The following is a 26,570-nucleotide window of genomic DNA, read 5'->3' as shown; positions in this document are numbered from 1 at the left end:
TCCGCGCGGTACGGTGACCCGTCCGGAGGCGTACGCGGGACGGGCACGGAGCGCGACTGCCTTGCCGTGGTCGTGGTGGGCCGCCGTACACTGACGTGTGGGGTTTGGCACTCGTGACCTTTGAGTGCCAGGCACGAGACCCGGGTAAGACCCCGGGAGGACCCCGCGAGACGGCTGGACCCGCTGGACTGGAGGTGTGCGCGGATGCTGAGCGAACGCAGGCTCAAGGTCCTGCGTGCCATCGTCCAGGACTACGTGGGCACCGAGGAGCCCGTCGGCTCCAAGGCCCTCACCGAGCGTCATCACCTCGGCGTGTCCCCTGCGACGGTGCGCAACGACATGGCGGTGCTGGAGGAGGAGGGCTTCATCGCCCAGCCCCACACCAGCGCCGGCCGGATCCCGACCGACAAGGGGTACCGCCTCTTCGTCGACCGGCTGGCGGGTGTCAAGCCGCTGTCCTCCGCGGAGCGCCGAGCGATCCAGAACTTCCTGGACGGCGCGGTCGACCTGGACGACGTGGTGGCCCGCACGGTGCGGCTGCTGGCGCAGCTCACCCGGCAGGTGGCGGTCGTGCAGTACCCGTCGCTGACCCGGTCGACCGTCCGGCACGTGGAGCTGCTGCCGCTCGCCCCCGCGCGGGTGATGCTGGTGCTGATCACGGACACCGGGCGGGTCGAGCAGCGGATGGTCGACTGCCCGGCGCCGGTCGGCGAGACGGCGCTGGCGGATCTGCGGGCGCGGCTCAACAGCCGCGTCGTGGGCCGGCGGTTCACGGATGTGCCGCGGCTGGTGCAGGATCTCCCCGAATCCTTCGAGCAGGACGATCGCGGAACCGTTTCGACGGTCCTGGCCGTTCTCCTGGAGACCCTGGTCGAGGAGACCGAGGAACGGCTGATGATCGGCGGCACCGCCAATCTCACCCGTTTCGGTCATGACTTCCCGCTGACGATCCGGCCCGTGCTGGAGGCGTTGGAGGAGCAGGTCGTCCTCCTCAAGCTGCTCGGCGAGGCCACGGACTCGGGCATGACCGTCCGCATCGGTCATGAGAACGCACACGAGGGCCTGAACTCCACATCCGTCGTCGCCGTCGGCTACGGTTCGGGCGACGAAGCCGTCGCCAAACTCGGCGTGGTCGGACCGACCCGCATGGATTACCCCGGAACGATGGGAGCGGTACGCGCAGTGGCACGTTACGTCGGACAGATCCTGGCGGAGTCGTAAGTGGCCACGGACTACTACGCGGTCCTGGGCGTACGGCGCGATGCCTCGCAGGACGAGATCAAGAAGGCATTCCGCCGCCTCGCCCGCGAGCTGCACCCGGACGTCAATCCGGACCCCAAGACGCAGGAGCGGTTCAAGGAGATCAACGCCGCTTACGAGGTGCTCTCGGACCCGCAGAAGAAGCAGGTCTACGACCTCGGCGGCGACCCGCTCTCGTCGTCGGGCGGCGGCGGTGGTGCCGGCGGCTTCGGAGCCGGGTTCGGCAACTTCTCCGACATCATGGACGCCTTCTTCGGCCAGGCGTCGCAGCGCGGCCCGCGCTCGCGCACCCGCCGGGGCCAGGACGCGATGATCCGGCTGGAAGTCGACCTGGACGAGGCGACGTTCGGCACGACCAAGGAGATCCAGGTCGACACGGCCGTCGTCTGCACCACGTGCAGCGGCGAGGGCGCCGCCCCCGGTACGTCCGCGCAGACCTGTGACATGTGCCGCGGCCGCGGTGAGGTCTCGCAGGTCACCCGCTCGTTCCTGGGCCAGGTCATGACCTCCCGCCCGTGTCCGCAGTGCCAGGGCTTCGGCACGGTCGTGCCGACCCCGTGCCCGGAGTGCGCCGGCGACGGCCGCGTCCGGTCCCGCCGGACGCTCACGGTCAAGATCCCCGCAGGTGTCGACAACGGCACCCGCATCCAGCTCGCGGGCGAGGGCGAGGTCGGCCCCGGCGGCGGCCCGGCCGGCGACCTCTACGTCGAGATCCACGAGAAGCCGCACCCGGTCTTCCAGCGGCGCGGCGACGACCTGCACTGCACGGTCACCATCCCGATGACGGCGGCCGCGCTGGGCACCAAGGTGCCCCTGGAGACGCTGGACGGCCTGGAGGAGATCGACATCCGGCCCGGCACCCAGTCCGGCCAGGCGATCCCGCTGCACCAGCGCGGTGTCACGCACCTGCGCGGCGGCGGGCGCGGCGATCTCGTCGTGCATGTCGAGGTGACGACGCCCGGCAAGCTCGACGCGCAGCAGGAGGAGCTGCTCCGGCAGCTCGCCAAGATCCGTGGCGAGGAGCGGCCGATGGGCGAGTTCAAGCCGGGGCAGCAGGGGCTGTTCTCGCGGCTGAAGGACGCGTTCAACGGGCGCTAGGGACGCGGCCCGCCGGGTATCGGCGGAGCGGACGGATCCGGGGGCGCCCGCTCGTGCCCGGATCCGGCCCGGCGCGGTCTCGCTCCGTCTCGGTGCGACCGGGTTCGTCGGGGCGCGTCCGGCTTTCGTTCGACGCGCTCCGGTCTCGCGTTCACCTCGGCCCAGGTCGTGTTCGTCTCGGCCCAGGTCGTGTTCGTCTCGGCCCGGGTCGTGTTCGCCTCGGCCCGGGTTCCGTTCGGCGCGGATCCGTGGGCGTGACACGATGTGGTCATGGCCTATGAATCCGTTGGGGAATCCGTAGGGGAACCCGTTGGGGACACCGCGCTGACGGGCCTGTTCCGGCTCCCGATCGTGCAGGCCCCGATGGCGGGCGGCGGCTCCTGCCCACCGCTCGCCGCGGCCGTCTCCGAAGCGGGCGGCCTGGGCTTCCTCGCCGCGGGCTACAAGACGCCGGCCGCGATGTACGAGGAGATCAAGCAGCTCCGCGCCCGCACCTCCCGGCCCTTCGGCGTCAACCTGTTCATGCCGCAGCCGCCCGCCGCGGACCCCGCGGCCGTCGAGGTCTACGCCGAGCAACTCGCGGGCGAGGCCACCTGGTACGACGTGCCCCTGGGCGACTGGGACCGGGCCGCCGACGACGGGTACGAGGCCAAGCTCGCCATCCTCCTGGACGACCCCGTTCCGGTCGTCTCGTTCACCTTCGGCTGCCCGTCCGCCGAGGACCTCGCGGCGCTCGCCGCGGCCGGCACGCTGACGGCGGTGACCGTCACCTCCGTCGCCGAGGCCAGGACCGCCTGGGAGGCGGGCGCCGCCGCGCTCTGCGTCCAGGGCGTCGAGGCCGGCGGCCACCAGGGCACCCACCACGACGACCCCCGGCTGGACGGCACCGGGGCCGGTGCCGGGCTGCTCGCCCTGCTCACCGAGGTCCGGGAGGCGGTCCCGCTGCCGCTGCTGGCCGCCGGCGGGCTGATGCGCGGCGCCCAGATAGCGGCCGTGCTGGCCGCGGGCGCCTGTGCGGCCCAGCTCGGCACGGCGTTCCTCGCCTGCCCCGAGTCCGGCGCGAGCGAGCTGCACAAACGGGCGCTGACCGACCCGCTGTTCACCGGCACCGAGCTGACCCGCGCCTTCTCCGGGCGCCCGGCCCGTGGGCTGGTGAACCGGTTCATCCGGGAGCACGGCCCGTACGCCCCCGCCGCCTACCCCCAGGTCCACTACCTGACGGCCGGTCTCCGCAAGGCCGCCGCCGCGGCCGGCGACCCGCAGGCCGTCAACCTGTGGGCGGGCCAGGGCCACCGCCTGGCCCGCGACCTCCCGGCGGCCCGCCTCGTCGAGGTCCTGGCCACCGAACTCGACGCGGCCCGCGCGTCCTTGACAGCACCATCGCGAGGGAGCGACTCATGACAGCGCCGGTCTTCCTGGTCGAGGAGGGCTCCCTCACGGGCGTCTTCCCCGGCACCGTCTTCCCCCTCGACGGCCCCGAGGGCCGGCACGCCGTCTCCGTCCGCCGGCTGCGCGTCGGCGAGGACATCGTCCTGACGGACGGCCGGGGAACGGGAGCGCACGGCACGGTGGCCGCCGTCAGTGGCAAGGACCACCTCGACGTCGCCGTCACCTCCGTCCGCTCCGAGCCGCTGCCCCAGCCGCGGATCACCGTCGTCCAGGCGCTCCCCAAGGGCGACCGCGGCGAACTCGCCGTCGAGACCATGACGGAGACCGGCGTCGACGCGATCGTCCCCTGGGCCGCCTCCCGCTGCGTCACCCAGTGGAAGGGCGACCGCGGCCTGAAGTCCCTCGGCAAGTGGCGCGCGACGGCGAGAGAGGCCGGCAAGCAGTCCCGCCGCCTCCGCTTCCCCGACGTCACCGACCTCATGACGACCCGCCAGGTCGCCGCCCTTCTCACCGACGTGGCCTTCGCCGCCGTCCTCCACGAGGAGGGCAGCACCCCGCTGGCCACCGCCGACCTCCCGGCGACCGGCGACATCGTCCTCGTCGTCGGCCCCGAGGGCGGCGTCGCCCCCGACGAACTGGCGGCCTTCGAAGCCGCCGGCGCCCACCCCTACCGCCTCGGCCCCACCGTCCTCCGCACCTCCACAGCGGGCACGGCGGCGACAGCACTCCTCCTGGGCCGCACGGGCCGCTGGAGCTGAGCCGGGCCGGCGGCCGGGCCCGTTGTCAGTCCCGCCCGGTACGATCCGATCACGATCAGCCGACGACCCGGAGGGAGTGCACGGTGGCGGGAGAACCGCAGGCCGACTGCCTGTTCTGCAAGATCATCGCTAAGGAGGTGCCCGCGACGGTCGTCCGGGAGACCGAGACGACCGTGGCGTTCCGGGACATCAACCCCCAGGCGCCCACGCACGTCCTGGTGATCCCCAAGGCGCACTACCCGGACGCCGCGTCGCTGGCCGCCGCCGAGCCGCTGATCGCCGCGGACATACTGCGGGAGGCGGGCGAGGTGGCCGCCGGGGAGGAGATCGACGGGTCCGGGTACCGGGTCGTCTTCAACACCGGGGCCGGGGCCGGGCAGACCGTGTTCCACGCGCACGCGCACGTGCTCGGCGGCCGCGGGCTCAACTGGCCGCCCGGCTAGAACCGCACAACGGGAGCCTCCACCGTGTCCGTACGTGAACTCGTCGTCCTCGGCACCGCCAGCCAGGTGCCCACCCGGCACCGCAACCACAACGGCTACGTCCTGCTCTGGGACGGCGAGGGCCTGCTCTTCGACCCGGGGGAGGGCACCCAGCGCCAGATGGTGCGCGCCGGGGTGGCCGCCCACGACCTCAACCGGATCTGCGTCACGCACTTCCATGGCGACCACTCGCTCGGCCTCGCCGGCGTGATCCAGCGGATCAACCTGGACCAGGTGCCCCACCCGGTCACCGCGCACTACCCGGCGAGCGGCCGCCGCTTCTTCGAGCGGCTGCGCTACGCGACCGCCTACCGGGAGACCGTGGAGCTGGCCCAGGAGCCGGTGTCCGGCAAGGGCCGGGTGCTGGCCGAGACGCCGTCGTACACGCTGGAGGCGCGCCGGCTCTCCCACCCCGTGGAGTCCTACGGGTACCGGGTCGTGGAGCCGGACGGACGGCGGATGCTGCCCGCGCTGCTGGCCGAGCACGGCATCGCCGGCCCGGACGTGGGCCGGCTGCAGAAGGACGGCGTCCTCGGCGGGGTGACGCTGGCGGACGTCAGCGAGCCGCGGCGCGGCCAGCGGTTCGCGTTCGTGATGGACACCCGGCTCTGCGACGGGGTGTACGCCCTGGCGGAGGGCTGCGACATGCTCGTCATCGAGTCCACGTTCACGGACGAGGACGCGGCCCTGGCCGCCGACCACGGGCATCTGACGGCCGGTCAGGCGGCGCGGGTGGCGGCCGAGAGCGGGGTGCGGCACCTGGTGCTGACGCACTTCTCGCAGCGGTACGCGGACCCGGAGGTCTTCGAACGGCAGGCCCGGGCGGCGGGCTACGACGGGGAGCTCACCGTCGCCCGGGACCTCACACGCGTTCCCGTTCCCCAGCGGAAACGGTGAACGAGGGCCTTACGGCAGGTAGTACATCGGGTTCGGGAGCTTGAACTCACGGCCCGAGGCGCCGCCCCGCAGGTCGCTGTACTGGTCGCCGAAGTTGGCGACGACGCGGTAGCCCTGGGCCTCGATGTGCTTGCGGGTGCCGGACTTGTACTCGACCGTGGTGCAGGTCGCGCCGCACTTCAGGTAGGACGGCGGGTTCTTCTTGTCCTTCAGGAAGAAGTGCGCCCGGTCGGCCGCCGGCTTGTACCCGGCGTTCTTCAGGTTGCGCACGCTCCACGCGCGCTGGTGCTCGTCGCGGCCGGTCACGAAGAAGACCGTGATGCCCTTCGACTGCGCCCAGTTGACCAGCTTCGGCATGCCGAAGACGGCGGTCATGTCGGTCGACTTCAGGTACGCGTCCTGCGACTCGGGCGTGAAGTGGAACCCCTGCTTCAGCTCGTAGTTGTAGGTCAGCAGCGTGGTGTCGTCCACGTCGAGGACGATGGCCGGCTTCGCGCCCTTCCGGGGGGCGTTGCGCACGACGCCCTCGAGGTGGGCCTTGGCCTTCTTCTCGATCTCGGCGACCTGCTGGGCGTAGCTGCTCTTCGGGGAGGCGTAGTGCTCGCCCTTCTTGTCGACGGTGTCGCCGTAGTACGCCTTGATCTTCTCCTGGACGAGGGTGAGGTTCGGGATCTCCTTGTCCGAGCGGGGCACCGAGCGGTCCGCGGTCGCCGCGCCGGTCGCGAACAGGCCGGCGCCGACGGCGACGGCGGCGGCACCGGCGACGGCCATGCGGACGCGCCGGGAGGAAGACTTCAGCGAAGGCGACACGTATGAACTCCTGATGAACATGTGAGCGGGTGCAGCGCGAAGCTAGGGCCCCACTCCACACCCGGTCAATGTCGGATGGATCACCCTCCGCCGGAGGGTCGCCGAAGATCACCGAAAGGGCCGTACCGGGCTCTTCGGGCCCCCGCCCGCACCCGGTTCCTCACGCCCCCGCCCGCTGCAGGATCCGCGCCGCCACCGCCGGCGAGTCCACCAGCGGATGCAGCGCCAGCGCCCGGAGCGCGGCGTCCCGGTCCCGGCTCACCGCCGCCTCGATCACCGCCCGCTCCACCGCCTTGAGCTGGAACATCAGCCCGAGCTGATCCGCGCGCAGCGGGTCGCACGGCAGTGGCCGCGCGCCCTTGGCGCCCACCTCGCACACCGTCTCGATGATCGCCTCACGGTCGATCTCCGGGACGGTGCCCATGTTGCGGACGTTGAGGATCAGCCGCGTCCGCTCGTCCCGGGCCACGGCCCGCATCAGCGCCAGCGCCACCCGCTCGTAGCCGCCGCCCTCCAGGTCGCAGGAGTCCCGCTGCCAGCCCCCGCTCGCCGCCCGGCTCGCGGCGCCGTACGTCTCCTCGCGCTCCAGCCGGGCGCGCTCCCACAGCTCGTACGCCCGCTCCGGCGCGTCCGCGGCCCGGGAGAAGAAGTCGCCCTGCTGGCGGTCGAGATACTCGCCGCGCGTGTGCTCCGCGTCGCTCGTCGCCCGCAGCGTCTCGCGCCGGAAGTAGTAGTACTGGAGGTACTCGTTGGGCAGCGCCTCCAGCGCCCGCAGCCACTCGGCGCCGAACAGCTTCCCCTCCTCGAACGTGGCGAGCGCCTCGCCGTCGCCCAGCAGGCCCGGCAGCAGGTCCCGGCCGTCCAGCGTCAACCGGCGCAGCCAGCCGAGGTGGTTGAGCCCCACGTAGTCGTACTCCACCCGCTCCGGGTCGGCGCCGGCCGCCCGTGCCGCGCGGCGTACCAGCCCCACGGGTGAGTCGCAGATGCCGATCACGCGGTCACCCAGGACGGCGGACATCGCCTCCGTCACCATGCCGGCCGGGTTGGTGAAGTTGATGACCCACGCGTCCGGGGCGAGTTCGGCCACCCGCTGGGCGATGTCCAGGGCCACCGGGATCGTCCGCAGCCCGTACAGCACGCCGCCCGCGCCGACCGTCTCCTGCCCCAACACCCCTTCGTCCAGGGCGATCCGCTCGTCCCGCACCCGTCCCGCCGTCCCGCCCACGCGGATCGCGGAGAAGACGAAGTCCGTGCCGCGCAGGGCGTCGTCCAGGTCGTCGGCCACCCGGACGGAGGGGGCGCCGGGCACCCCCGCCGCCTGCGCGGCGAGCACGGATCTGATCACCCGCGCCCGCATCGAATCCGTGTCGAACAGCACCAGTTCGGTCACGCGGCCGGGTGCGTCGCGCCGCGCGTCGTCAAGAAGGGCCCGGTGCACCAACGGCACCCGGAAGCCGCCACCGCCGAGAATCGTCAGCCTCATGGCCGGAACGTACCGCAGCATCGGGCACACTGTCCGGACCGCACCCCTGAGAGGAGCAGCGAAAGCATGACGATCTCTGCGGACCGTGCCTCTGCGGACCCTGCCGAGGCGGGCGCCCGGCGCCGGCCGGGAAGCCGTCCGGGGAGAGCGCCGGCCACGGGTGGACCCCTGGCGCCGCTCGCCGGGCAGGCCCCGGTGCTCGACCCCCTCGCGGGCGTACGGGCGGAGGGCGGACCGGAGTTCGACGTCTATCTGACCGGCACCGTGTTCCTCGACATCATCTTCACCGGCCTCGACTCCGCCCCCGTGCGCGGCACCGAGTCCTGGGCGCGCGGGATGGGCTCCAGCCCCGGCGGCGTCGCCAACATGGCCACCGCCCTGGCCCGGCTGGGCCTGCGCACCACCCTCGCCGCCGCCTTCGGCGACGACATGTACGGCGAGTACTGCTGGGAGGCGCTCTCGCGCGGCGAGGGCATCGACCTCGGCCCCTCCCGGACGGTCCCCGGCTGGCACTCGCCGGTGACCGTCTCCATGGCCTACGAGGGCGAGCGCACCATGGTCTCGCACGGCCACGAGGCGCCGCCGCCCGAGCCCCCCGCCCCCGTCGGCCCCGTCCCGGCCAAGGCCGCCGTCGCCCTCCTGGTCCCCGGCCGCCGGGAGGAGTGGCTGGCCAACGCCGCCCGCTCCGGCAGCCGCGTCTTCGCCGACGTCGGCTGGGACGACACCGGCCGCTGGGACCCGTCCGACCTCGCCGACCTGGAGCACTGCGAGGCGTTCCTCCCCAACGCGGAGGAGGCCATGCGCTACACCCGCACCGACTGCCCGCGGGCCGCCGCCCGCGCCCTCGCCGACCGGGTCCCGCTGGCCGTCGTCACCATGGGTGAGAAGGGCGCCTACGCCGCCGACGGGCGCACCGGCGAGACCGCCGAGGTCCCCGCGATCGTCGTCGAGGCCCTCGACCCGACCGGCGCCGGGGACGTGTTCGTCGCCGGCTTCGTCGCCGGCACCCTCGCCGACTGGCCGCTCGCCGACCGCCTCGCCTTCGCCTGCCTGACCTCCGCCCTCTCCGTCCAGGAGTTCGGCGGCTCGCTCTCCGCCCCCGGCTGGCGGGAGGTCGCCGCCTGGTGGCAGCACGTCCGCGCCTACGACGACCAGTCCCGCGACACCCTCCGCCGGTACGCCTTCCTCGACGGCCTGCTGCCCGGCGCCGCCCGCCCCTGGCCGCTCCGCCGCGCGCAGCCCACGCTGGGCTTCCGGGGGGCGTGAGGCCGGGGCGGGGAGGGGCGCCGAAATCCCCTCGGGCCCGTCCGGTCACCGGCGTACCCTGGACCGTACGGGGCGGACGGACGCGAGAGCGCCCGCCGCCGGACGCACGCACGGACACGGAAAGAGGGATGAGCAGGCCACAGTGCCGGCCCATGACTCAGACACCCACACGAGCGCAGGCACAAGCCCGCTTCACGGTCCCCGCCAAGCACCCCATGGTGACCGTGCTGGGCTCCGGGGACAGCCTCCTGCGCGTGATCGAGAACGCGTTCCCGGCGACGGACATCCACGTACGGGGCAATGAGGTCAGCGCCACGGGGGACCGGCGGGAAGTCGCCCTCGTCCAGCGCTTGTTCGACGAGATGATGCTGGTGCTCCGGACCGGTGCGCCGATGACGGAGGACGCGGTGGAACGCTCGATCGCCATGCTGCGGGACGCCGAGTCCCAGCCCGAGACGCCCGCCGAGGTGCTCACCCAGAACATCCTCTCCAACCGCGGCCGCACCATCCGTCCCAAGACGCTCAACCAGAAGCGGTACGTGGACGCGATCGACAAGCACACCGTCGTCTTCGGCATCGGCCCCGCGGGCACCGGCAAGACCTACCTGGCCATGGCCAAGGCCGTGCAGGCCCTCCAGTCCAAGCAGGTCAACCGCATCATCCTGACCCGCCCCGCCGTCGAGGCCGGCGAACGCCTCGGCTTCCTGCCCGGCACCCTCTACGAGAAGATCGACCCGTACCTGCGCCCGCTCTACGACGCGCTGCACGACATGATCGACCCCGACTCGATCCCGCGCCTGATGGCGGCGGGGACGATCGAGGTCGCGCCGCTCGCATATATGCGGGGCAGAACGTTGAATGATGCATTCATCATTCTCGACGAGGCGCAGAACACCAGCCCCGAGCAGATGAAGATGTTCCTCACCCGGCTCGGGTTCGACTCCAAGATCGTGATCACGGGTGACGTCACCCAGGTCGACCTGCCCGGCGGCACCAAGAGCGGCCTGCGGCAGGTCCAGCAGATCCTGGAGGGTGTCGAGGACGTCCACTTCTCGCGCCTCACCAGCAACGACGTCGTCCGGCACAAGCTGGTCGGCCGTATCGTGGACGCGTACGAGAAGTACGACAGCCGCGGCGAGGGAAAGTAAAAAGCTGAGCACCATGGCGATCGACGTCAACAACGAATCCGGCACCGAGGTCGACGAGAAGGCGATCCTCGACGTCGCCCGCTACGCCCTCGCCCGGATGCGCATCCACCCGCTCTCGGAGCTCTCGGTCATCGTCGTCGACACCGAGGCCATGGAGCAGCTGCACATCCAGTGGATGGACCTGCCCGGGCCGACCGACGTGATGTCCTTCCCGATGGACGAGCTCCGTCCGCCGGCCAAGGACGACGACGAGCCCCCGCAGGGGCTCCTCGGTGACATCGTGCTCTGCCCGGAGGTCGCCAAGCAGCAGGGCGAGGCGGCCCCCACCCGGCACTCGATGGACGAGGAGCTCCAGCTCCTCACCGTGCACGGGGTGCTCCACCTCCTCGGCTACGACCACGAGGAACCCGACGAGAAGGCCGAGATGTTCGGCCTCCAGGCGGCGATCATCGACGGCTGGCGCGCCGAGCGCGGGATCGAGGGGCCCTCCCCGGCTCCGACGATCACGTGACCGGACAACTGATCGCCGCGGCGGTCCTCCTGCTCGTCGTCGCCTGGCTCGCCGCCTGCGCGGAGGCCGGCCTCGCCCGCACCACCCGGTTCCGGGCCGAGGAGGCGGTACGGGCCGGGCGCCGCGGCAGCGCGAAGCTGCTGGCCGTCGCCTCCGACCCGACCCGCTACCTCAATGTGGCGCTGCTGGTGCGGGTCGCCTGCGAGATGGCGGCCGGGGTGCTCACCACGTACGTCTGCCTCCGGGAGTTCGACGCCACCTGGGAGGCGCTGACCGTCGCCGTCGCGGTGATGGTCCTCGTCTCCTACGTGGCCGTCGGCGTCTCGCCGCGCACCATCGGCCGCCAGCACCCGCTGAACACCGCGACCGCCGCGGCGTACGTCCTGCTGCCGCTGGCCCGGATCATGGGCCCGGTGCCCCGGCTGCTGATCCTCATCGGCAACGCCCTCACCCCGGGCCGCGGCTTCCGCATGGGCCCGTTCGCCTCCGAGGCGGAGCTGCGGGCGATGGTCGACCTCGCCGAGAAGGAGTCGCTGATCGAGGACGACGAGCGGCGCATGGTCCACTCCGTCTTCGAACTCGGCGACACCCTCGTCCGCGAGGTGATGGTGCCGCGCACCGACCTCGTCGTCATCGAACGCGGCAAGACCATCCGGCAGGCGCTCACCCTGGCGCTGCGCTCCGGCTTCTCCCGGATACCGGTGACGGGCGAGAACGAGGACGACGTCGTCGGCGTCGTCTACCTCAAGGACCTGGTCCGGCGGACGCACATCAACCGGGAGGCCGAGGCCGAGCCGGTCTCCACGGCCATGCGGCCGGCCGTCTTCGTCCCCGACACCAAGAACGCCGGCGACCTGCTGCGCGAGATGCAGCAGGAGCGCAACCACTGCGCGGTCGTCGTCGACGAGTACGGCGGCACGGCCGGCATCGTCACCATCGAGGACATCCTGGAGGAGATCGTCGGCGAGATCACCGACGAGTACGACCGGGAGCTGCCGCCCGTGGAGGAGCTGGGCGACGGCCGCTACCGGGTCACGGCCCGGCTGGACATCGGCGACCTCGGCGAGCTGTACGGGATCGAGGCGCTGGACGACGAGGACGTGGAGACGGTCGGCGGACTGCTCGCCAAGGCGCTGGGCCGGGTCCCGATCGCGGGCGCGACGGCCGACGTGCCCCTGCCCGAGCACGGCGCCGACCCCTCGGTGACGGCGCTGCGGCTGATCGCGGAGGCGCCGGCGGGGCGGCGGAACCGGATCGTGACGGTGCTGGTGGAGCCGGTGCGGGCGGAGGAGACGGCGGGTTAGCCGCGGGCCCCGGGGAGGGCGGGCCGTCCGGGGGAATCCGGGCCGTCCCGCCGCATGGATGGGGGCGGGGCCGGTTACCCGCCCTCCATGAGCGAGTTCGAACGCACCCGCACCCTGCCCGCGCAGCCCGAGATGGTCTTCGACCAGGTCTGCGACCTCAACCGGCTCGACAGCTGGCTCCCCCGCGACCTGCACGTCCACCCCGACGACCCGCCCGCCGTCACCGTGCACGAGGACCGGACGGGCGAGGACGCCGACGCCCTCGTCCGCGCGCGCAAGGAGCAGATGCGGCTGGAGTGGGGGACCCGCGAGGACGGCCGCTACAGCGGCTGGCTCCAGGTCGCCGGCAACGGCAGCGGCTCCAGCCAGGTCACCGTGCACCTCTCCTTCCACCAGGGCTCGCAGCGGCCGGACGACGGGGTGGTGGAGGAGGCGCTGGACAAGAGCCTGGAGCGGCTGGAGGAGCAGGTGCGGCTGCGGGGGGAGGGGCCGGGGTGAGGCGGCGGCGCGGGGCGCCGCGCCTGCGGCGGGCGGTGCCCCGGTCCCGCCCTTCCGCCGTTTCCCGGGGCTGACGCCCTTGTGCACGGCTCCGCCGCTCGTCATCCCCGACGCCCCGCCGCCCCCAACCCCACCGAAACCACCACCACCGCAACCCCCACCACCACCGCGTCCACCCCGAAGGCAGCCCGCGACCCCCACGCCGAAGCCGCCGTGCCGAGCAGCGGTATCCCGACCGTGGTGCCCAGCTGCTGGGCCGTGGTCACCAGGCCCGTCGCCAGGCCCTGTTCACCGTCCGGGAGGCCGGCCGTGGCGGTGACGCCGTAGGCGACCACGGCCCACAGGTTGCCGACGACGCCGGCGGAGGCCGCCGTGAGCGCCCACCAGGCGGCGGCCGGGCCGGTGCCGAGCCACAGCAGCGGCGCCGTGCTGACGGTCTGCAGCAGCAGCCCGGCGACGAGCGCGCGATGCGCGCCGAGGCGGCCGATGACGCGGGAGGCGGTCAGTCCGGCGAAGGCGGCGAACAGGCCCTGCACGCCGAAGAGCAGGCCGGTGCGGAAGGCCGAGAGACCCAGTTCCTCCTGGAGGTAGAGGGTCAGCAGGAAGATCAGGGCGGTCATGGTGGAGACCGTCGCCAGTCCGCCCAGGTTCCCCCAGGCGACCGTCGGCCGGCGCAGCATCGGCAGTGGGACCAGTGGGTCGGCGACCCGGGACTCGACGGCCGCGAAGGTGCCCAGCAGGACCGCGGCGGCGACGAGTGCGACGATCACGTCGATGCCGCCGAACCCGTCCTCGGCCGCCGTCGACAGGCCGTAGACGAGGGCGAACAGCCCGCCGGTGACCGTCAGCGCGCCGGGCAGGTCGACCGGGCGGCGGTCGCCGGCCCGCGCCGCGGCGCCGTCCGGGGGCAGCGCGCCCGGGGCCACCGCCAGGACCACCGCGCCCGCGGCGGCGAGCAGCCCCATCGTGGACCGCCACCCGAGGCCGTCCGTCAGCACTCCGCCGAGCACCATGCCGGTGGTGTAGCCGAGCGAGAGCAGGGTGCCGCTGATGCCCAGGGCCCGCTCGCGCTGCGGGCCCTCGGGGAAGGTGGTGGTCAGCAGGGCCATGCCGGTGGGGACGATCAGGGCCGCGCCGACGCCCTGGAGGGCCCGGCCGGTCAGGAACGCGGCGGGGTTCCAGGCGAGGGTGACCAGCACCGACGCCGCGGTGAACACGGCCAGCCCCAGCAGGAACAGCCGGCGCCTGCCGTACCGGTCGGCGAGCCGGCCGGACAGCAGCAGGAGTCCGCCGGAGGGGAGGGCGAACGCGGTGACGGCCCACTGGAGATCGGCCCGGCCCATGCCGAGGTCGTCACCGAGCACGGGCAGCGCGACGTTGAGGATCGAGAAATCCAGCGTGACGACGAACTGCGCGGTGCACAGCACCAGGAGCGTCAGCCGGGCCCGCGCGGACAGGGCGGGGGCCGGGGGCGGGGAGGTTCTGAGGGCGTCGGACGTGTCGTACGGCATGCCCCCACCGTCGGCCGCCCGGAATACCGCCGGGGAGAGCGTGTTTATGGTGGCAGCCGGACTACCAGCCGGGGTGGCGGAGCCTTTTCGAGGGGGGACCTGTGACCACCGCACCGCGCGCGGGCGGCGTACGGCCGCACCGCCGTGACGAACTGCGCCGCTTCCTGACGAGCCGGCGGGCCCGGGTGAGTCCGGCGGAGGCGGGCCTGCCGGCCGGCGGCGTCCGCCGGACGCCGGGGCTGCGGCGCGAGGAGGTCGCCGTCCTCGCCGGGGTGGGGACCACCTGGTACCAGTGGCTGGAGCAGGGGCGGGACATCACCGTCTCGCCGCAGGTGCTCGACGGGGTCGCCCGGGTGCTGCGGCTGTCGTCCGTCGAGCGGCGCCACCTCTACGTCCTGGCGGGGCTGAACCCGCCGCTGCCGGAGTCCGGGCAGCGGCCGGACGACCTGTGCCCGGGGCTCCGGCGGCTGATCGACGCGTGGCTGCCCTGGCCCGCGCACATCCTGGACCCCTGCTGGAACACCGTCGCCCACAACGCGTCGGCGGCGCTCGTCTGGGGTTTCCGGCCGGGCGAGCGCCGCAACTGGCTGGCCGACTTCTTCACCGATCCCGCCTACCGGACCGCCGACCGCCGGGAGGACGACGCCCGTCGGCTCGTCGCCCAGTTCCGCGCCTCGCGGAGTGAACGGCCGGGGTCGGAGGAGGCGGCGGAGGTGGCCGAGGCGGTGGCCGGGCTGTGCGCGCTCAGCGAGGAGTTCGCGCGGCTGTGGGAGTCCGGGGACGTGCGCCCCGAGGGGCAGCTGGTGTATGAGATCGACCATCCGCGGGCCGGCCGGCTCTGCTTCGAGAGCACGCCGCTGCGGGTTCCGTCGCGGCCGGATCTGACGATCGCGGTGCACAACCCGGTTCCCGGGACGGGGACGGCGGAGAAGGTGCAGGGGTTGCTCGGGGGCTGATGCAGCCCGTCCAGGGGCGCCCTCTGGAGGAAGGACCGGGACATCCCCCGCCCCGCCCCGGCGGTCACCGCTTCGCGCCCCGCCCCCGCAGCCCCACCGCCACCAGGACCGCCACCGCGGCCACGACCGCCGCGTCGACCCCGAGCCCCAGCTTGATCCCGCCGAGCGCGGCCCCGACGGCGTCGTCGCCGTCCGACCGCAGGGCGGCGGTGTGGGCCGAGGCGAGGGCGCTGAGCAGCGGGATGCCGACGGTGATGCCGATCTGCTGGGAGCTGGTCACCAGGCCGGTGGCCAGGCCCTGTTCACCGTCCGGAAGGCCGGAGGTGGCGGTGACCCCGTAGGCGACGATCGCCCACAGGTGGCCGATGACGGCGAGGGAGATGGCGACGAGCGTCAGCCAGGCGCCCGACGAGCGGCCGATGCCGAGGAGCAGCGCGGTGCAGGCCGCCTGGCTCAGCAGCCCGGCGAAGAGGGTGCCTCGGGTGCCCAAGCGGGCGATCACCTTGGACGCGACCGTGCCGGAGAGCACCGCGACCACACCCTCGACGCCGAAGATCAGGCCGGTGCGGAACGCCGAGAGGTGCAGGACGTCCTGGAGGTAGAGGGTGAGGAGGAAGATGGCCGCGGTCATCGTCGCGAACGTCGTCAGGCCGGCGAGGTTGCCGAAGGCGACCGTCGGGCGGCGCAGCATGGACAGGTTCACCAGCGGTTCGGCGGTCCGTGACTCCACGACGGCGAAGGCGGCGAGCAGCACGACCCCGGCCACGAGGGCCACGACGACGTCCGTGCGGCCGAATCCGTTCTCGGCGGCGGTGGACAGGGCGTAGATCAGGGCCAGCAGTCCGCCGGTGACGGTCGCCGCGCCGGGGAGGTCGAGCCGGGGACGCTCGGCGGGCCGGGACTCGGCGAGGAGGCCGGGGGCGAGCAGGAGCACGGCGAGGCCGGCGACGCCGAGCAGGCCCATGGTGGAACGCCAGCCGAGGCCGTCCGTCATGACGCCGCCGAGCACCATGCCGATGGTGAAGCCGAGGGACATGAGGGTGCTGCTGATGCCGAGGGCGCGTTCGCGCTGCGGACCTTCGGGGAACGTGGTGGTCAGCAGGGACATGCCGGTCGGCACGATCACGGCCGCGCCGAGGCCCTGGAGGACCCGCCCGGCGAGGAAGGACGCGGGGTCCCAGGCGAGGGTGGCCAGGACGCTGGCCGCCGTGAACAGGGTCAGCCCGGCGAGGAAGAGGCGGCGCCGGCCGTAGAGGTCGGCGATCCGGCCGAAGAGGAGCAGGAAGCCGCCGGAGGGCAGGGCGAACGCGGTGACGGCCCACTGGAGGTTCGACCGGCTCATGCCGAGGTCGTCGCCGAGGACGGGCAGGGCGACGTTCAGGATGGAGAAGTCGAGCGCGACCATGAACTGCGCGGCGCACAGGACCAGCAGGACGAGTTTCGCGCGGGTGGTCATCCGGGCGTCCGCCGGTTCCGGGGCGGAGGGCGCGGCGGGGGCGGGACCGAGGGTGGGATCGAGGGTGGTGGGGGGAGGGGACGTTTCGAGCGACATGCGTCCACCCTCGGGCTCCCGGAATAAGGCCGGGGAGTCGGCACTTATGGTGGTGGCCGCACCACCAGCCACACGAGGATGCGACGAGACGCGTACGACACGCGGACGAGGGGGAACCGTGACGACACGCCCGCACGCCGCCGGGCCGAACCGCCGCCCGGAACTGCGCGACTTCCTGATGAGCCGCCGGGCCCGGGTGACCCCGGCGGAGGCCGGCCTGCCGGACGGCGGCGGACGCCGTCGCACGCCGGGGCTGCGCCGCGAGGAGGTCGCCGTGCTCGCGGGCGTGGGCGCCTCCTGGTACCAGTGGCTGGAGCAGGGCCGGGACATCACCGTCTCGCCGCAGGTGCTCGACGCGGTCGCCCGGGTGCTCCGGCTGACCGGGACCGAGCGCCGCCACCTGTACGTCCTCGCCGGTCTCAACCCGCCGCTGCCCGACTCCGTCGTGGACGATCCGGACCACCTGTGCGACGGCCTCATGCGGTTGATCGAGGGCTGGCTGCCCAACCCCGCGCACATCATGGACCCCTACTGGAACACGGTCGCCTACAACGAGTCGGCCGCCGTCGTCATGGGCTTCCGCCCGGAGATCCGGCAGAACTGCCTGATCTCCTTCTTCACGGACCCCGTCTACCGCTCGCGCGCGGCGGACTGGGAGCGGAACGCCGGTCAGGTCGTCGCCCAGTACCGCGCCGCCTGCGCACAGCGCCCGGACGACGAGGGGTTCGCGCTGATCGTCGAGGAACTGGCGGCGGAGAGCCCGGAGTTCGCCGACCTGTGGGCGCGGAACGACGTGCAGTCCGCCGGGCAGCTCGTCAAGGAGTACGAGCACCCGGTCGTCGGCACGCTGTCCTTCGAGACCACCGCGCTCCAGGTGCCGGCCCGGCCGGACCTCACGATCGTGATGCACAACCCGGTGCCGGGCACGAACACCGCCGAGCGGGTGGCCTGGCTGAACTCGCCGGAGGCGCGGCGGGGCGGCCTGCACTCCGTCTCGGTGGCGAGCTGACCGGTGGCCTGGTCCGTGGCCTCGTCGGTGGCCCGACCGGTGGCGGGCGTGCCGGGCCGCTTCACTATCCTCGGGCCATGACGGAGATCACCGAGCTCGACCCCGAGGACCGCAAGCTCATCACCCTCGCCCGGGCCACCCGCGCCCGCAACGCCGTGCCGGAGGGCGCGGCGGTACGGGACGAGACCGGCCGTACGTACGTGGCCGGCACCGTCGCCCTCGACTCGCTGCGGCTGAGCGCCCTGGCCACCGCCGTGGCGATGGCCGTGGCCAGTGGTGCCCGTTCCCTGGAGGCGGCGGCGGTGGTCTCCGAGGCGGCGGCCGTCCCCGACGCCGACCGCGCGGCCGTCCGCGACCTGGGCGGCCCGGACACCCCGGTGCTGCTCGCGGGCCCGGACGGCGTTCCGTCGGCGGTCGTGACGGCGGGCTGACCGGCTCCGGCGGCGGGCCGTGCGGCCTCCCGCGCCCGCTGGTCGGCGAAGGCCGGGCGATCGGGGAGAATGAACCCCATGGACAGAGCTTCATCCCCCTCCCAGGCGCCCCACCGCGCGGGTTTCGCGTGCTTCGTCGGCCGCCCCAACGCGGGCAAGTCGACCCTGACCAACGCTCTGGTGGGGACGAAGGTCGCGATCACCTCCAACCGGCCGCAGACCACCCGCCACACCGTGCGCGGCATCGTGCACCGCCCCGACGCCCAGCTGGTGCTGGTCGACACCCCGGGCCTGCACAAGCCGCGCACCCTGCTCGGCGAGCGGCTGAACGACGTCGTCCGGACCACCTGGGCCGAGGTCGACGTGATCGGCTTCTGCCTGCCGGCCGACCAGAAGCTCGGCCCCGGCGACCGCTTTATCGCGGGCGAGCTGGCCGGGATCAAGAAGACGCCCAAGGTGGCCATCGTCACCAAGACGGACCTGGTCGACTCCAAGGCCCTGGCCGAGCAGCTGCTCGCCATCCAGCGGCTGGGCGAAGAGCTGGGCATCGAGTGGGCGGAGATCGTCCCGGTCTCGGCGGTGGGCGACAAGCAGGTATCGCTCCTCGCCGACCTGCTGGTCCCGATGCTCCCGGAGAGCCCGCCGCTCTACCCCGAGGGCGACCTCACCGACGAGCCCGAGCAGATCATGGTCGCCGAGCTGATCCGCGAGGCGGCCCTGGAAGGCGTCCGCGACGAGCTGCCGCACTCCATCGCCGTCGTCGTCGAGGAGATGCTCCCCCGCGAGGACCGGCCGGCCGACAAGCCGCTGCTCGACATCCACGCCAACGTCTACATCGAGCGCCCCAGCCAGAAGGGCATCATCATCGGCCCCAAGGGCGCCCGCCTGAAGCAGGTCGGGATGAAGTCCCGCAAGCACATCGAGGCCCTGCTCGGCACGCCCGTCTACCTCGACCTGCACGTCAAGGTCGCCAAGGACTGGCAGCGCGACCCGAAGCAGCTGCGCAAGCTGGGCTTCTAGACCGCCGCCCGCCACGGGCCGGGCGCGCGGCGGGCCGGGGCGGACCCCGGGGGCCTCAGCCCCCGTCGTAGCGCACGACCCTGCCGCGCAGCGCCCGCGCGACGCGCTCGCCCAGCCCGTCGTCGCAGAGGTTGACGGTCCAGTTCCCGGCGGTGACCAGGGTCGCCGGGACGCCCTTGTACGCGATGGCCTCCCGCAGCGTGCGGTCCCGGTCGGCGGGGGTGGCGTGCAGTGCGAGGGTGGCGCAGTTGGGGGTGCCGGACTTCTTGCCGGTGGTGCAGTCGATCACCGCCGACCCCTGGGACTTCCGGTCCGCGCATCCGACGGCCGCGTCGAGGGCGTCCGCCAGGGCGCCCACGTTCTTGTAGCGCGGCTCCGCGGGGATGCTCGGCAGCGGGTAGTCGGGGATCTTGTCGCCCTCCGGGCGCAGGACGACACCGCGCAGGGCCTGGGCGATCCGGGGGGCGTAGCGGGGTTCCATGACGCGGACGTACCAGTTGCCGGCGGCGACGAGCGTGTGACTGTAGGGGGCTTTGCGGCGGGAGGCGATGGAGTCGCCGATGCGGTCGCGTTGGTAGTTCTCGGGGTTCGAGACGTCGATCTGGTTCTCGAACGTGGTTCCCTTGATCTCGGCCCGGCAGTCCAGACCCGTGCCGAACTTGGGGTCGGCCGGTGACCGACGCAGCACCTTGCAGGGGATACCCGCCGTACCCAGGGCCCGGACGACAGCGTCGGCGTCCTGGTACTCCGGCTTCGTGGGCACCTCCTTGGGCATGGGAACGAGCGCGGGCGGGCCGCCGTCCTCCCCCACCCCGCAGGAGGAGGTGAGGGCGACGGCGGTCGCGACGGCGAACAGGGCGCGTACGGGCTTGTTCACGGAAGCCATCACTTCGGCGGGGTCGGAGCCGGCCCGGGTTCCGGGGAGGGAGTGCCGGGCTTGGGCTCGCCCGATCCCGTACCGGTGGTCCTTCCCCCGGTGTCGAAGAGGGGACCGAGGTCGAAGTGGTGGCCCTTGGGCGTCTGACTCTCCAACTGCTTGAGGGCCTGAGCTCGTTGCTCGTCCGTGAACGATTCCCAACGTTGTGCGTCGGTCAGGTGCGGCTGGAGCTTGTCCCAGTTCGAGGCGCGGTGCCGGATCGCGCCACCGCGGCTGTCCGTGTCGTCGCCGTACCGCTCGTTCGCCTCACGGACCTGCGGGGTGTCGGCCGCGTACAGCAGGAACAGGTGCTTGTCGGTGCGCGCGCCGTAAGGGTTCTTCTTCAGGTCCTGGAGGAGGTAGGCGCTCAGACGGATGTCCTCGTTCGGGTTCTCCTCGATGTACTTGGTCAGCTGGGCGTCGCTCAGATCGCTCAGGCGCTGCCCCCCGACGGTGAAGTCCTTGTCGTGGTTCCGGATGACCTCGCGGGCCGTCTTCAGCTTCATGTGCGTGATGCCGAGCGACTTGTCCGGCTTGATCGTCTCCTCCAGCGACCAGTCGAAGACCCGTCCGAACCGCCCCAGCAGGCTGTTGGGGTCCTTGTCATGGTTCTGGTACCACTGCTGCTCCTGCCACAGGATGGCCAGGAGCAAGGTCTTGCTCATGCCCGTCTCACGGGCCGCCCGGTCCACCGCGGCGAGCTGTGCCGCGCCGACGTTCACCGGGTGCAGGCCGCCGGGTCCGTTGGCCAGGTGCAGCGCCACGTTGAGCGGGCTGCCGGGGACGAGCGCCTCCTTCACCATGGCCGGATCCTTGATCTCGGTCAGCCCCTTGACGGCTCGGATCGCGTCGGCGGCCTTCACGTCCGCCGCGGCGGCCTTGGTGAGGGCGTCGTTGATGATGCCCTGGGCGTGGCTGATCCGGTCGGTATACGTGGTGTCGCCGGGAGCCGTCGCGACGGCGTGGGCGAGCTGCACCCGGCCGCTCTCGTCGACGTGCAGATCGTTGGAGCGCGCGTAGTCGAGAGCGCTGGTCAGGTCGCGCTGGGCGTTCTCGATCGCCTCGGCGAGGTCGTCGTACGCCTTGGTGAGCGCGCGCAGCGACAGGGCCGCGGCCTCGTAGTCACCGGCGTGCTGGACGAACGTCTTGCGAGCGGCCTCGCCGCCGTCACCGATCCAGCACTGCCGGAGCGTCGCCGCGACGCGGTCGCGCGCCAGGCCGCCGATCTCCTCGCAGTGCTTGGCGGCGCGGAGCACGTCGTCGGCGGCGTCACGCCACAGCTGCGGCTTGGCGTCGTGGAGGTCGGGGACGGTCACCATCAGGCGCCCTCCAGGGCCTGCGCGCCCTTGCGGAGCTCGGCCTCGATGGAGTGGTCCGTGCCGCTGTACTCGTCCATGGCCTTGGTGATGGAGGAGGCCGCGGTACGGGCGGAGGCGCCGAGTTCGTGGAGGCGCTTGCTCCAGGCGGTGACGCACTCGTCGCTCACTCCGGACACCGACCAGCCGGAGTGCGCCTTCGCCGCCTTGACGGGGTCGTCGAGCTTGGCGGTGCCCTGTCCCTCGGAGCTGGCCGTGTGGAATTCGGCGGCGACGCTCCTCGGTCTGCCGTCCTGTACGCCGAGATCAGGCCATCCCATGAGCGATTCCCCCTGTTTGAGCCGATGTGCTCGAACAGGTTAACGCTCTGTGAACGGCAAGCGGTGCGTCCGCCTCACGCCCCTTCCCGCAGCACCGTCCGGATCAGTTCCCGCTGATCCTCCGTGAGATGGGGGTCCGCCAGGTGGACCTTGCGGTTGTCGACCGTGATCTCGTAGTGGAAGCCGTCGGGGACGCCGCGGGTGGGGGATTCGCGGCCGGGGGCCAGGGCGCGGTGGGCGAGGGCTTCCAGGTGGGTGGCGTCGGGCCGGCCTGTGGTGTCCAGTTCGGCCCGGCGCTCGATCCCGGCGAAGCCGCCGGTTCGTGTGATGACGATCCGCATGGCGTCATTGTGGCCCGCCGGGGACCGCCTTACGAGGTGGGGACGCCCACCTGGGCCCAGGCCTTGAGGACGGCGCGGGTCTCGTCGCCTTCGCCGAAGAGGGTGCGGGCCGTGGCGGCGGTGAGGCGGGCGAACGTGGCGAAGTCGGCGTCGGAGGAGAGCTCGCCGCCGGTGAGGGTGGCGTACCAGACCTTGCCCGCGCGTTCCCAGGCGTTGCCGCCGAGTTCGTTGGCCAGCAGGTAGAAGGCGTGGTTGGGGATGCCGGAGTTGATGTGCACCCCGCCGTTGTCGCGGGAGGTGCGGACGTAGTCGTCCATGACGGCCGGCTGGGGGTCCTTGCCCAGGCGGGGGTCGTCGTAGGCGGTGCCGGGCTGCTTCATGGAGCGGAGGGCGGCGCCGTGGACGTCAGGGCCGAGGAGGCCCTCGCCGATGAGCCAGTCCGCCTGGGCGGTGCTCTGGCCGAGGGCGTACTGCTTGATCAGGGAGCCGAAGACGTCCGACAGGGACTCGTTGAGCGCTCCGGACTGGCCGTAGTACTCCAGGTTGGCGGTGTGCTGGGTGACGCCGTGGGTCAGTTCGTGGCCGATGACGTCCACGGGGAGGGTGAAGTCGAGGAAGATCTCGCCGTCGCCGTCGCCGAAGACCATCTGTTCGCCGTCCCAGAAGGCGTTGTTGTACTCCCGGCCGTAGTGGACGGAGGCGTTCAGCGGCAGGCCGGCGTCGTCGATGGAGTGCCGGCCGTAGACCTTGAGGTAGAGGTCGAAGGTGGCGCCGAGGCCCGCGTGGGCCCGGTTGACGGTGGCGTCCTTGCTGGGGGCGTCGCCCTCGCCCCGTACCTTGCCGCCGGGCAGGACGGTGCGGTGGCCCGCGTCGTAGATCGTGCGCCGGGGGGTGTCGGACGGGGTGCCGGCGCCGGCGGCGGCACCGCGGAGGGCGGTGACGCGGCGGCGGGTGCGCAGGGCGCCGTCGTGCTCCAGGGTGCGGCGGGCGGGTTCGAAGTGACGGGGGTCCTCGGAGGAGGCCAGCCGGTCCAGAACGTGTGGGGGGACGATCGTGCAGAAGGGACGGCGTGCGGGCACGGTCCCGGTGGGGTCGCCATTCATGGCCGGAATGTCGCACAGAGTCACGCACTTGTCACTCCCCGGCGTCATGATTTAACGAAAAAGTGTGCTTGGAGATTCTTTGACCGGTCGAGGTGCGTCCGTTCTGGTAACGGACCGTGGTCGCCGGACAGGCGTCCCGCATGCTGATACGGGCGGACCGCATTCCGCCGCATTCCGCTACTGTGCGACGCATCATGCGTTGTGGGCTGCTTCTCCTTAGCTGCCGCGGCGAGGGTCCGTAGTCGTCGGCCGACCCCCTCCCCGCGGAGACCGGTGTTGCGGTGCCCGGCCCGGGATCCCTCCTCGGGAGCCCCTGGGAACACCGCCCGCCCCGTCGGCCCCCCCGGCTCCGCCGTGACGGAGCCCGGGACCCACGTGGAGCACCCGAGGAGACCTTCGCAGATGTCCCAGCAGTCGTCCCCGCAGCCGCCCCGGACGATCCGGATCCCCGACTCCGTAGGCCGTCCCACCCCCCTCACCGCCGCCACCCTCACCCAGCGCCCGTCCGGGATGCCGGTGCACAAGTACGGCCGGTACGAGGCCGTGGACCTGCCCGACCGCACCTGGCCGGACCGCCGCATCACCAAGGCACCGCGCTGGCTCTCCACCGATCTGCGCGACGGCAACCAGGCCCTGATCGACCCCATGTCGCCGGCCCGCAAGCGTGAGATGTTCGACCTGCTGGTCCGCATGGGCTACAAGGAGATCGAGGTCGGCTTCCCCTCCTCCGGCGCCACCGACTTCGCGTTCGTCCGCTCGATCATCGAGGAGGGCGCGATCCCCGAGGACGTGACGATCTCCGTCCTCACCCAGGCCCGTGAGGAGCTGATCGAACGGACCGTGGAGTCGCTGCGCGGTGCCCACCGGGCCACCGTCCACCTCTACAACGCCACCGCGCCCGTCTTCCGCCGCGTCGTCTTCCGCGGCTCGCGCGAGCAGGTGAAGCAGATCGCGGTGGACGGGACGCGGCTGGTCATGGAGTACGCGGAGAAGATCCTCGGGGACGAGACCGTCTTCGGGTACCAGTACAGCCCGGAGATCTTCACCGACACCGAGCTGGACTTCGCCCTGGAGGTCTGCGAGGGCGTCATGGACGTCTGGCAGCCGGAGGCGGGCCGGGAGATCATCCTCAACCTGCCCGCCACGGTGGAGCGTTCGACCCCCTCCACCCACGCCGACCGCTTCGAGTGGATGGGCCGCCACCTGTCCCGCCGCGAGTTCGTCTGCCTCTCCGCCCACCCGCACAACGACCGCGGCACCGCCGTCGCCGCCGCCGAGCTGGCCGTGATGGCCGGTGCCGACCGTGTCGAGGGCTGCCTGTTCGGGCAGGGCGAGCGGACGGGCAACGTCGACCTGGTCACGCTGGGCATGAACCTGTTCTCCCAGGGCGTCGACCCCGAGATCGACTTCTCCCGGATCGACGACATCCGCCGCACCGCCGAGTACTGCAACCAGATGGAGGTCCACCCGCGCCACCCCTACGCGGGCGACCTGGTCTACACCGCCTTCTCCGGCTCCCACCAGGACGCCATCAAGAAGGGCTTCGAGGCGATGGAGGCCACCGCCGCCGCCGAGGGCCGGAGCGTGGACGAGATCGAGTGGGCGGTCCCGTACCTGCCCATCGACCCCAAGGACGTCGGACGGTCGTACGAGGCCGTCATCCGCGTCAACTCGCAGTCCGGCAAGGGCGGTATCGCCTACGTCCTGAAGAACGACCACAAGCTGGACCTGCCGCGCCGGATGCAGATCGAGTTCTCGAAGATCATCCAGGCGCGGACCGACGCGGACGGCGGCGAGGTCACCCCGCAGGAGATCTGGTCCGTCTTCCGGGACGAGTACCTGCCCACCGACGAGAACCCCTGGGGACGCGTCGAACTGCGCGCCGCCCAGACCACCACGGCCGGGGAGGGCGCCGACGTCCTCACCGTCGAGGCCGTCGTGGACGGCGAGGAGACGGTCCTGACCGGTACCGGCAACGGCCCGATCTCCGCCTTCTTCGACGCGCTCGCCGCCACCGGCATCGACGCCCGCCTGCTGGACTACACCGAGCACACCATGAGCGAGGGCGCCAGCGCCCAGGCCGCCTCGTACATCGAGTGCGTGATCGACGGCAAGGTGCTGTGGGGCATCGGCATCGACGCCAACACCACCCGCGCCGCCATCAAGGCGGTCGTGTCCGCGGTGAACCGCGCGTACCGGCCCTGACGGAAGCGGGAGTTGACGCCCGGTCCACGGGCGTCGCGCCGCGATCGTCAAGGACGCGCCCCCGAAACCACCGCATCCGGTGGGCTCGGGGGCGCGTTCGGTACCTGGGCGCCCCGGACCGCCCCGAGTCTGCGCACGGGGTGCTGACGGCACGTCGACGATGTGGCTAACATCACGTCAACGCGGCGACGAGGCCGTGGCGTTAGGAGGTGTGCGCCGTGAAGCACGCGCAAGGCCGACCGAGCCCCGACCGGTGTGTGCTGGGCGTGCGCACCGTATGGCGCACCGTCGGCGACGGCGAGTTCTTCTGCCCCGGCTGCGGCGGCGACCGGAACTACCACCGGCGCACCGGCCGCCGGCGCCTCGTCGTCCTGGGGCTGCCGCTGCTGCCGCGCGGGCCGGTGGGGCCGGTCGTCGAGTGCACGGCGTGCCGCGAGCGGTACCCGATGGACGTCCTCGACCACCCCACGACCACCCGGTTCTCCGCGATGTTGCGGGACGCCGTGCACACGGTCGCGCTCGCGGTGCTCGCGGCGGGCGGCACGGAGGCCCGTACGGTCCGCCGGGCGGCGGTGGGGGCGGTGCGCGCGGCCGGCTTCGCCGACTGCAGCGAGGAGCAGCTCGTCACGCTGATCGAGGCGCTGGCCGCCGACACGGGCCGGCTGCCCGGGCCCGGCAGATTCCCCGCGGGCTCCGCCGTGTCCGGGCGGGACGGCTTCGATCCGTGCGGCACGGCGCTCGCCATCGAGCTGCACGAGGCGCTGGAGCCGCTGGCCCCGCACCTCGCGCCCGCCGGGCGGGAGTCGATCTTGTTGCAGGGGGCCCGGATCGCGCTCGCGGACGGGCCTTACCGGCCCGCGGAGCGGGAGGTGCTGGCGACGGTGGGGCGGGCGTTGATGATCTGTCCGGAGGACACGGACCGGTTGCTGGCGGCGGCGGCGCGGACGCCGTCGTAGACGGCGGGGGGTTTGCCCCGGCCCCTCCCC

Annotated in this window: 26 protein-coding genes; 17 read left to right on the top strand and 9 right to left on the bottom strand. The window is 72.6% G+C overall.

Translation table 11 applies throughout. The annotated features are described in order from the left end of the window. Window positions 1-204 precede the first annotated feature (204 nt). The 6 genes from hrcA (at window position 205) to J7W19_RS10325 (ending at window position 5,884) form a co-directional block, all read left to right on the top strand. Window positions 205-1,221: a heat-inducible transcriptional repressor HrcA gene (gene hrcA / locus J7W19_RS10350; RefSeq protein ID WP_004944378.1), complete on the top strand. Its 1,017-nt coding sequence runs from the start codon at window positions 205-207 to the stop codon at window positions 1,219-1,221. Further along, window positions 1,222-2,358, top strand: coding sequence for a molecular chaperone DnaJ (dnaJ, locus tag J7W19_RS10345; RefSeq protein WP_004944375.1), 1,137 nt, complete (start codon window positions 1,222-1,224; stop codon window positions 2,356-2,358). Between the two features lie 270 nt (window positions 2,359-2,628). Further along, window positions 2,629-3,759 (top strand): nitronate monooxygenase, encoded by a 1,131-nt coding sequence (locus tag J7W19_RS10340; RefSeq protein ID WP_051072583.1) that lies wholly within the window; start codon window positions 2,629-2,631, stop codon window positions 3,757-3,759. Further along, window positions 3,756-4,505, top strand: a complete 750-nt coding sequence (locus tag J7W19_RS10335; RefSeq protein ID WP_004944367.1) for a 16S rRNA (uracil(1498)-N(3))-methyltransferase — start codon at window positions 3,756-3,758, stop codon at window positions 4,503-4,505. Before J7W19_RS10340 ends, J7W19_RS10335 begins: the two co-directional genes overlap by 4 nt. Before the next feature lie 83 nt (window positions 4,506-4,588). Further along, entirely contained in the window at window positions 4,589-4,948 is a 360-nt protein-coding gene (locus tag J7W19_RS10330; protein ID WP_004944362.1) for a histidine triad nucleotide-binding protein, read from the top strand. Between the two features lie 24 nt (window positions 4,949-4,972). Beyond that, window positions 4,973-5,884 (top strand): ribonuclease Z, encoded by a 912-nt coding sequence (locus J7W19_RS10325; RefSeq protein WP_004944359.1) that lies wholly within the window; start codon window positions 4,973-4,975, stop codon window positions 5,882-5,884. A 9-nt stretch (window positions 5,885-5,893) separates the two neighbouring features. Here J7W19_RS10325 and J7W19_RS10320 read toward each other — a convergent pair whose 3' ends face one another. Further along, window positions 5,894-6,715 (bottom strand): HAD family acid phosphatase, encoded by an 822-nt coding sequence (locus J7W19_RS10320; protein WP_040889665.1) that lies wholly within the window; start codon window positions 6,713-6,715, stop codon window positions 5,894-5,896. Window positions 6,716-6,854: 139 nt separating this feature from the next. Further along, window positions 6,855-8,177: a 6-phospho-beta-glucosidase gene (locus tag J7W19_RS10315; RefSeq protein WP_040889684.1), complete on the bottom strand. Its 1,323-nt coding sequence runs from the start codon at window positions 8,175-8,177 to the stop codon at window positions 6,855-6,857. A 66-nt stretch (window positions 8,178-8,243) separates the two neighbouring features. Between J7W19_RS10315 and J7W19_RS10310 the strand changes: the two genes are divergently transcribed. The 5 genes from J7W19_RS10310 to J7W19_RS10290 all read left to right on the top strand — a co-directional run bounded on the left by J7W19_RS10310 (window position 8,244) and on the right by J7W19_RS10290 (window position 12,904). Then, window positions 8,244-9,443: a PfkB family carbohydrate kinase gene (locus J7W19_RS10310; RefSeq protein ID WP_078588010.1), complete on the top strand. Its 1,200-nt coding sequence runs from the start codon at window positions 8,244-8,246 to the stop codon at window positions 9,441-9,443. 152 nt (window positions 9,444-9,595) lie between these two features. Further along, window positions 9,596-10,591 carry a PhoH family protein gene (locus tag J7W19_RS10305; protein ID WP_078588009.1) on the top strand — a complete coding sequence of 332 codons (996 nt, stop codon included), beginning with the start codon at window positions 9,596-9,598 and terminating at the stop codon, window positions 10,589-10,591. 13 nt (window positions 10,592-10,604) lie between these two features. Then, window positions 10,605-11,102 carry an rRNA maturation RNase YbeY gene (gene ybeY, locus J7W19_RS10300; protein ID WP_004944344.1) on the top strand — a complete coding sequence of 166 codons (498 nt, stop codon included), beginning with the start codon at window positions 10,605-10,607 and terminating at the stop codon, window positions 11,100-11,102. Continuing rightward, window positions 11,099-12,406 carry a hemolysin family protein gene (locus tag J7W19_RS10295; RefSeq protein WP_004944341.1) on the top strand — a complete coding sequence of 436 codons (1,308 nt, stop codon included), beginning with the start codon at window positions 11,099-11,101 and terminating at the stop codon, window positions 12,404-12,406. The genes ybeY and J7W19_RS10295 overlap by 4 nt, the downstream gene beginning before the upstream one ends. A gap of 87 nt (window positions 12,407-12,493) precedes the next feature. Next, window positions 12,494-12,904, top strand: a complete 411-nt coding sequence (locus tag J7W19_RS10290; RefSeq protein WP_004944338.1) for an SRPBCC family protein — start codon at window positions 12,494-12,496, stop codon at window positions 12,902-12,904. A gap of 101 nt (window positions 12,905-13,005) precedes the next feature. Here the strand turns inward: J7W19_RS10290 and J7W19_RS10285 are convergent, their stop codons facing one another. After that, complete coding sequence (locus J7W19_RS10285; protein WP_004944335.1) at window positions 13,006-14,415, bottom strand: MFS transporter; 1,410 nt, start codon at window positions 14,413-14,415, stop codon at window positions 13,006-13,008. 101 nt (window positions 14,416-14,516) lie between these two features. Between J7W19_RS10285 and J7W19_RS10280 the strand changes: the two genes are divergently transcribed. Then, window positions 14,517-15,371 carry a helix-turn-helix transcriptional regulator gene (locus J7W19_RS10280; protein ID WP_210455320.1) on the top strand — a complete coding sequence of 285 codons (855 nt, stop codon included), beginning with the start codon at window positions 14,517-14,519 and terminating at the stop codon, window positions 15,369-15,371. Window positions 15,372-15,435: 64 nt separating this feature from the next. Here the strand turns inward: J7W19_RS10280 and J7W19_RS10275 are convergent, their stop codons facing one another. Continuing rightward, complete coding sequence (locus J7W19_RS10275; RefSeq protein WP_004954811.1) at window positions 15,436-16,923, bottom strand: MFS transporter; 1,488 nt, start codon at window positions 16,921-16,923, stop codon at window positions 15,436-15,438. A 178-nt stretch (window positions 16,924-17,101) separates the two neighbouring features. On the opposite strand from J7W19_RS10275, the gene J7W19_RS10270 reads away from it, so the two are divergent. From J7W19_RS10270 to era, 3 genes are all read left to right on the top strand, one after another. Then, on the top strand, window positions 17,102-17,932 hold the full coding sequence (locus tag J7W19_RS10270; RefSeq protein WP_233478251.1) for a helix-turn-helix transcriptional regulator: 831 nt from the start codon (window positions 17,102-17,104) through the stop codon (window positions 17,930-17,932). A gap of 77 nt (window positions 17,933-18,009) precedes the next feature. Beyond that, a complete protein-coding gene (locus tag J7W19_RS10265; protein WP_004954814.1) occupies window positions 18,010-18,363 on the top strand; it encodes a cytidine/deoxycytidylate deaminase family protein in 354 nt (117 codons plus the stop codon). 78 nt (window positions 18,364-18,441) lie between these two features. After that, a complete protein-coding gene (gene era, locus J7W19_RS10260; protein ID WP_004954816.1) occupies window positions 18,442-19,383 on the top strand; it encodes a GTPase Era in 942 nt (313 codons plus the stop codon). A 55-nt stretch (window positions 19,384-19,438) separates the two neighbouring features. Here the strand turns inward: era and J7W19_RS10255 are convergent, their stop codons facing one another. The 5 genes from J7W19_RS10255 to J7W19_RS10235 form a co-directional block, all read right to left on the bottom strand. After that, window positions 19,439-20,260 (bottom strand): hypothetical protein, encoded by an 822-nt coding sequence (locus J7W19_RS10255; RefSeq protein WP_004954819.1) that lies wholly within the window; start codon window positions 20,258-20,260, stop codon window positions 19,439-19,441. A gap of 8 nt (window positions 20,261-20,268) precedes the next feature. After that, window positions 20,269-21,618, bottom strand: coding sequence for a hypothetical protein (locus J7W19_RS10250; RefSeq protein ID WP_004954821.1), 1,350 nt, complete (start codon window positions 21,616-21,618; stop codon window positions 20,269-20,271). Continuing rightward, window positions 21,618-21,935 carry a hypothetical protein gene (locus J7W19_RS10245; protein ID WP_004954826.1) on the bottom strand — a complete coding sequence of 106 codons (318 nt, stop codon included), beginning with the start codon at window positions 21,933-21,935 and terminating at the stop codon, window positions 21,618-21,620. The genes J7W19_RS10250 and J7W19_RS10245 overlap by 1 nt, the downstream gene beginning before the upstream one ends. 74 nt (window positions 21,936-22,009) lie before the next feature. Next, window positions 22,010-22,276: a protealysin inhibitor emfourin gene (locus J7W19_RS10240; protein WP_004954832.1), complete on the bottom strand. Its 267-nt coding sequence runs from the start codon at window positions 22,274-22,276 to the stop codon at window positions 22,010-22,012. Window positions 22,277-22,305: 29 nt separating this feature from the next. Beyond that, window positions 22,306-23,379 (bottom strand): M4 family metallopeptidase, encoded by a 1,074-nt coding sequence (locus tag J7W19_RS10235; protein WP_051072772.1) that lies wholly within the window; start codon window positions 23,377-23,379, stop codon window positions 22,306-22,308. 402 nt (window positions 23,380-23,781) lie between these two features. Here J7W19_RS10235 and leuA point away from each other — a divergent pair, with 402 nt between their 5' ends. Both leuA and J7W19_RS10225 read left to right on the top strand, forming a co-directional pair. Then, on the top strand, window positions 23,782-25,584 hold the full coding sequence (gene leuA / locus J7W19_RS10230) for a 2-isopropylmalate synthase (protein ID WP_004954836.1): 1,803 nt from the start codon (window positions 23,782-23,784) through the stop codon (window positions 25,582-25,584). Between the two features lie 218 nt (window positions 25,585-25,802). Next, a complete protein-coding gene (locus J7W19_RS10225; protein WP_051072773.1) occupies window positions 25,803-26,540 on the top strand; it encodes a tellurite resistance TerB family protein in 738 nt (245 codons plus the stop codon). The last annotated feature ends 30 nt before the right edge of the window (window positions 26,541-26,570 follow it).

The sequence above is a fragment of the Streptomyces mobaraensis NBRC 13819 = DSM 40847 genome (assembly GCF_017916255.1).
GTDB classification, from domain to species: domain Bacteria; phylum Actinomycetota; class Actinomycetes; order Streptomycetales; family Streptomycetaceae; genus Streptomyces; species Streptomyces mobaraensis.
The sequence above is the reverse complement of the archived record's forward strand: the minus strand, read 5'-3'. Positions and strand labels throughout refer to the sequence as shown.

Bases quoted from the DNA above. Each gene is read 5' to 3' on its own strand.
- J7W19_RS10320 (WP_040889665.1), bottom strand. From the start codon at position 6,715: ATGTTCATCAGGAGTTCATACGTGTCGCCTTCGCTGAAGTCTTCCTCC.
- J7W19_RS10270 (WP_233478251.1), top strand. From the start codon at position 17,102: ATGAGCCGCCGGGCCCGGGTGACCCCGGCGGAGGCCGGCCTGCCGGAC.
- J7W19_RS10235 (WP_051072772.1), bottom strand. From the start codon at position 23,379: ATGAATGGCGACCCCACCGGGACCGTGCCCGCACGCCGTCCCTTCTGC.
- J7W19_RS10265 (WP_004954814.1), top strand. From the start codon at position 18,010: ATGACGGAGATCACCGAGCTCGACCCCGAGGACCGCAAGCTCATCACC.
- J7W19_RS10290 (WP_004944338.1), top strand. From the start codon at position 12,494: ATGAGCGAGTTCGAACGCACCCGCACCCTGCCCGCGCAGCCCGAGATG.
- era (WP_004954816.1), top strand. From the start codon at position 18,442: ATGGACAGAGCTTCATCCCCCTCCCAGGCGCCCCACCGCGCGGGTTTC.
- J7W19_RS10335 (WP_004944367.1), top strand. From the start codon at position 3,756: ATGACAGCGCCGGTCTTCCTGGTCGAGGAGGGCTCCCTCACGGGCGTC.
- J7W19_RS10275 (WP_004954811.1), bottom strand. From the start codon at position 16,923: ATGTCGCTCGAAACGTCCCCTCCCCCCACCACCCTCGATCCCACCCTC.
- J7W19_RS10315 (WP_040889684.1), bottom strand. From the start codon at position 8,177: ATGAGGCTGACGATTCTCGGCGGTGGCGGCTTCCGGGTGCCGTTGGTG.
- hrcA (WP_004944378.1), top strand. From the start codon at position 205: ATGCTGAGCGAACGCAGGCTCAAGGTCCTGCGTGCCATCGTCCAGGAC.
- J7W19_RS10340 (WP_051072583.1), top strand. From the start codon at position 2,629: ATGGCCTATGAATCCGTTGGGGAATCCGTAGGGGAACCCGTTGGGGAC.
- J7W19_RS10285 (WP_004944335.1), bottom strand. From the start codon at position 14,415: ATGCCGTACGACACGTCCGACGCCCTCAGAACCTCCCCGCCCCCGGCC.
- J7W19_RS10305 (WP_078588009.1), top strand. From the start codon at position 9,596: ATGACTCAGACACCCACACGAGCGCAGGCACAAGCCCGCTTCACGGTC.
- J7W19_RS10250 (WP_004954821.1), bottom strand. From the start codon at position 21,618: ATGGTGACCGTCCCCGACCTCCACGACGCCAAGCCGCAGCTGTGGCGT.
- J7W19_RS10310 (WP_078588010.1), top strand. From the start codon at position 8,244: ATGACGATCTCTGCGGACCGTGCCTCTGCGGACCCTGCCGAGGCGGGC.
- J7W19_RS10245 (WP_004954826.1), bottom strand. From the start codon at position 21,935: ATGGGATGGCCTGATCTCGGCGTACAGGACGGCAGACCGAGGAGCGTC.
- ybeY (WP_004944344.1), top strand. From the start codon at position 10,605: ATGGCGATCGACGTCAACAACGAATCCGGCACCGAGGTCGACGAGAAG.
- J7W19_RS10240 (WP_004954832.1), bottom strand. From the start codon at position 22,276: ATGCGGATCGTCATCACACGAACCGGCGGCTTCGCCGGGATCGAGCGC.
- leuA (WP_004954836.1), top strand. From the start codon at position 23,782: ATGTCCCAGCAGTCGTCCCCGCAGCCGCCCCGGACGATCCGGATCCCC.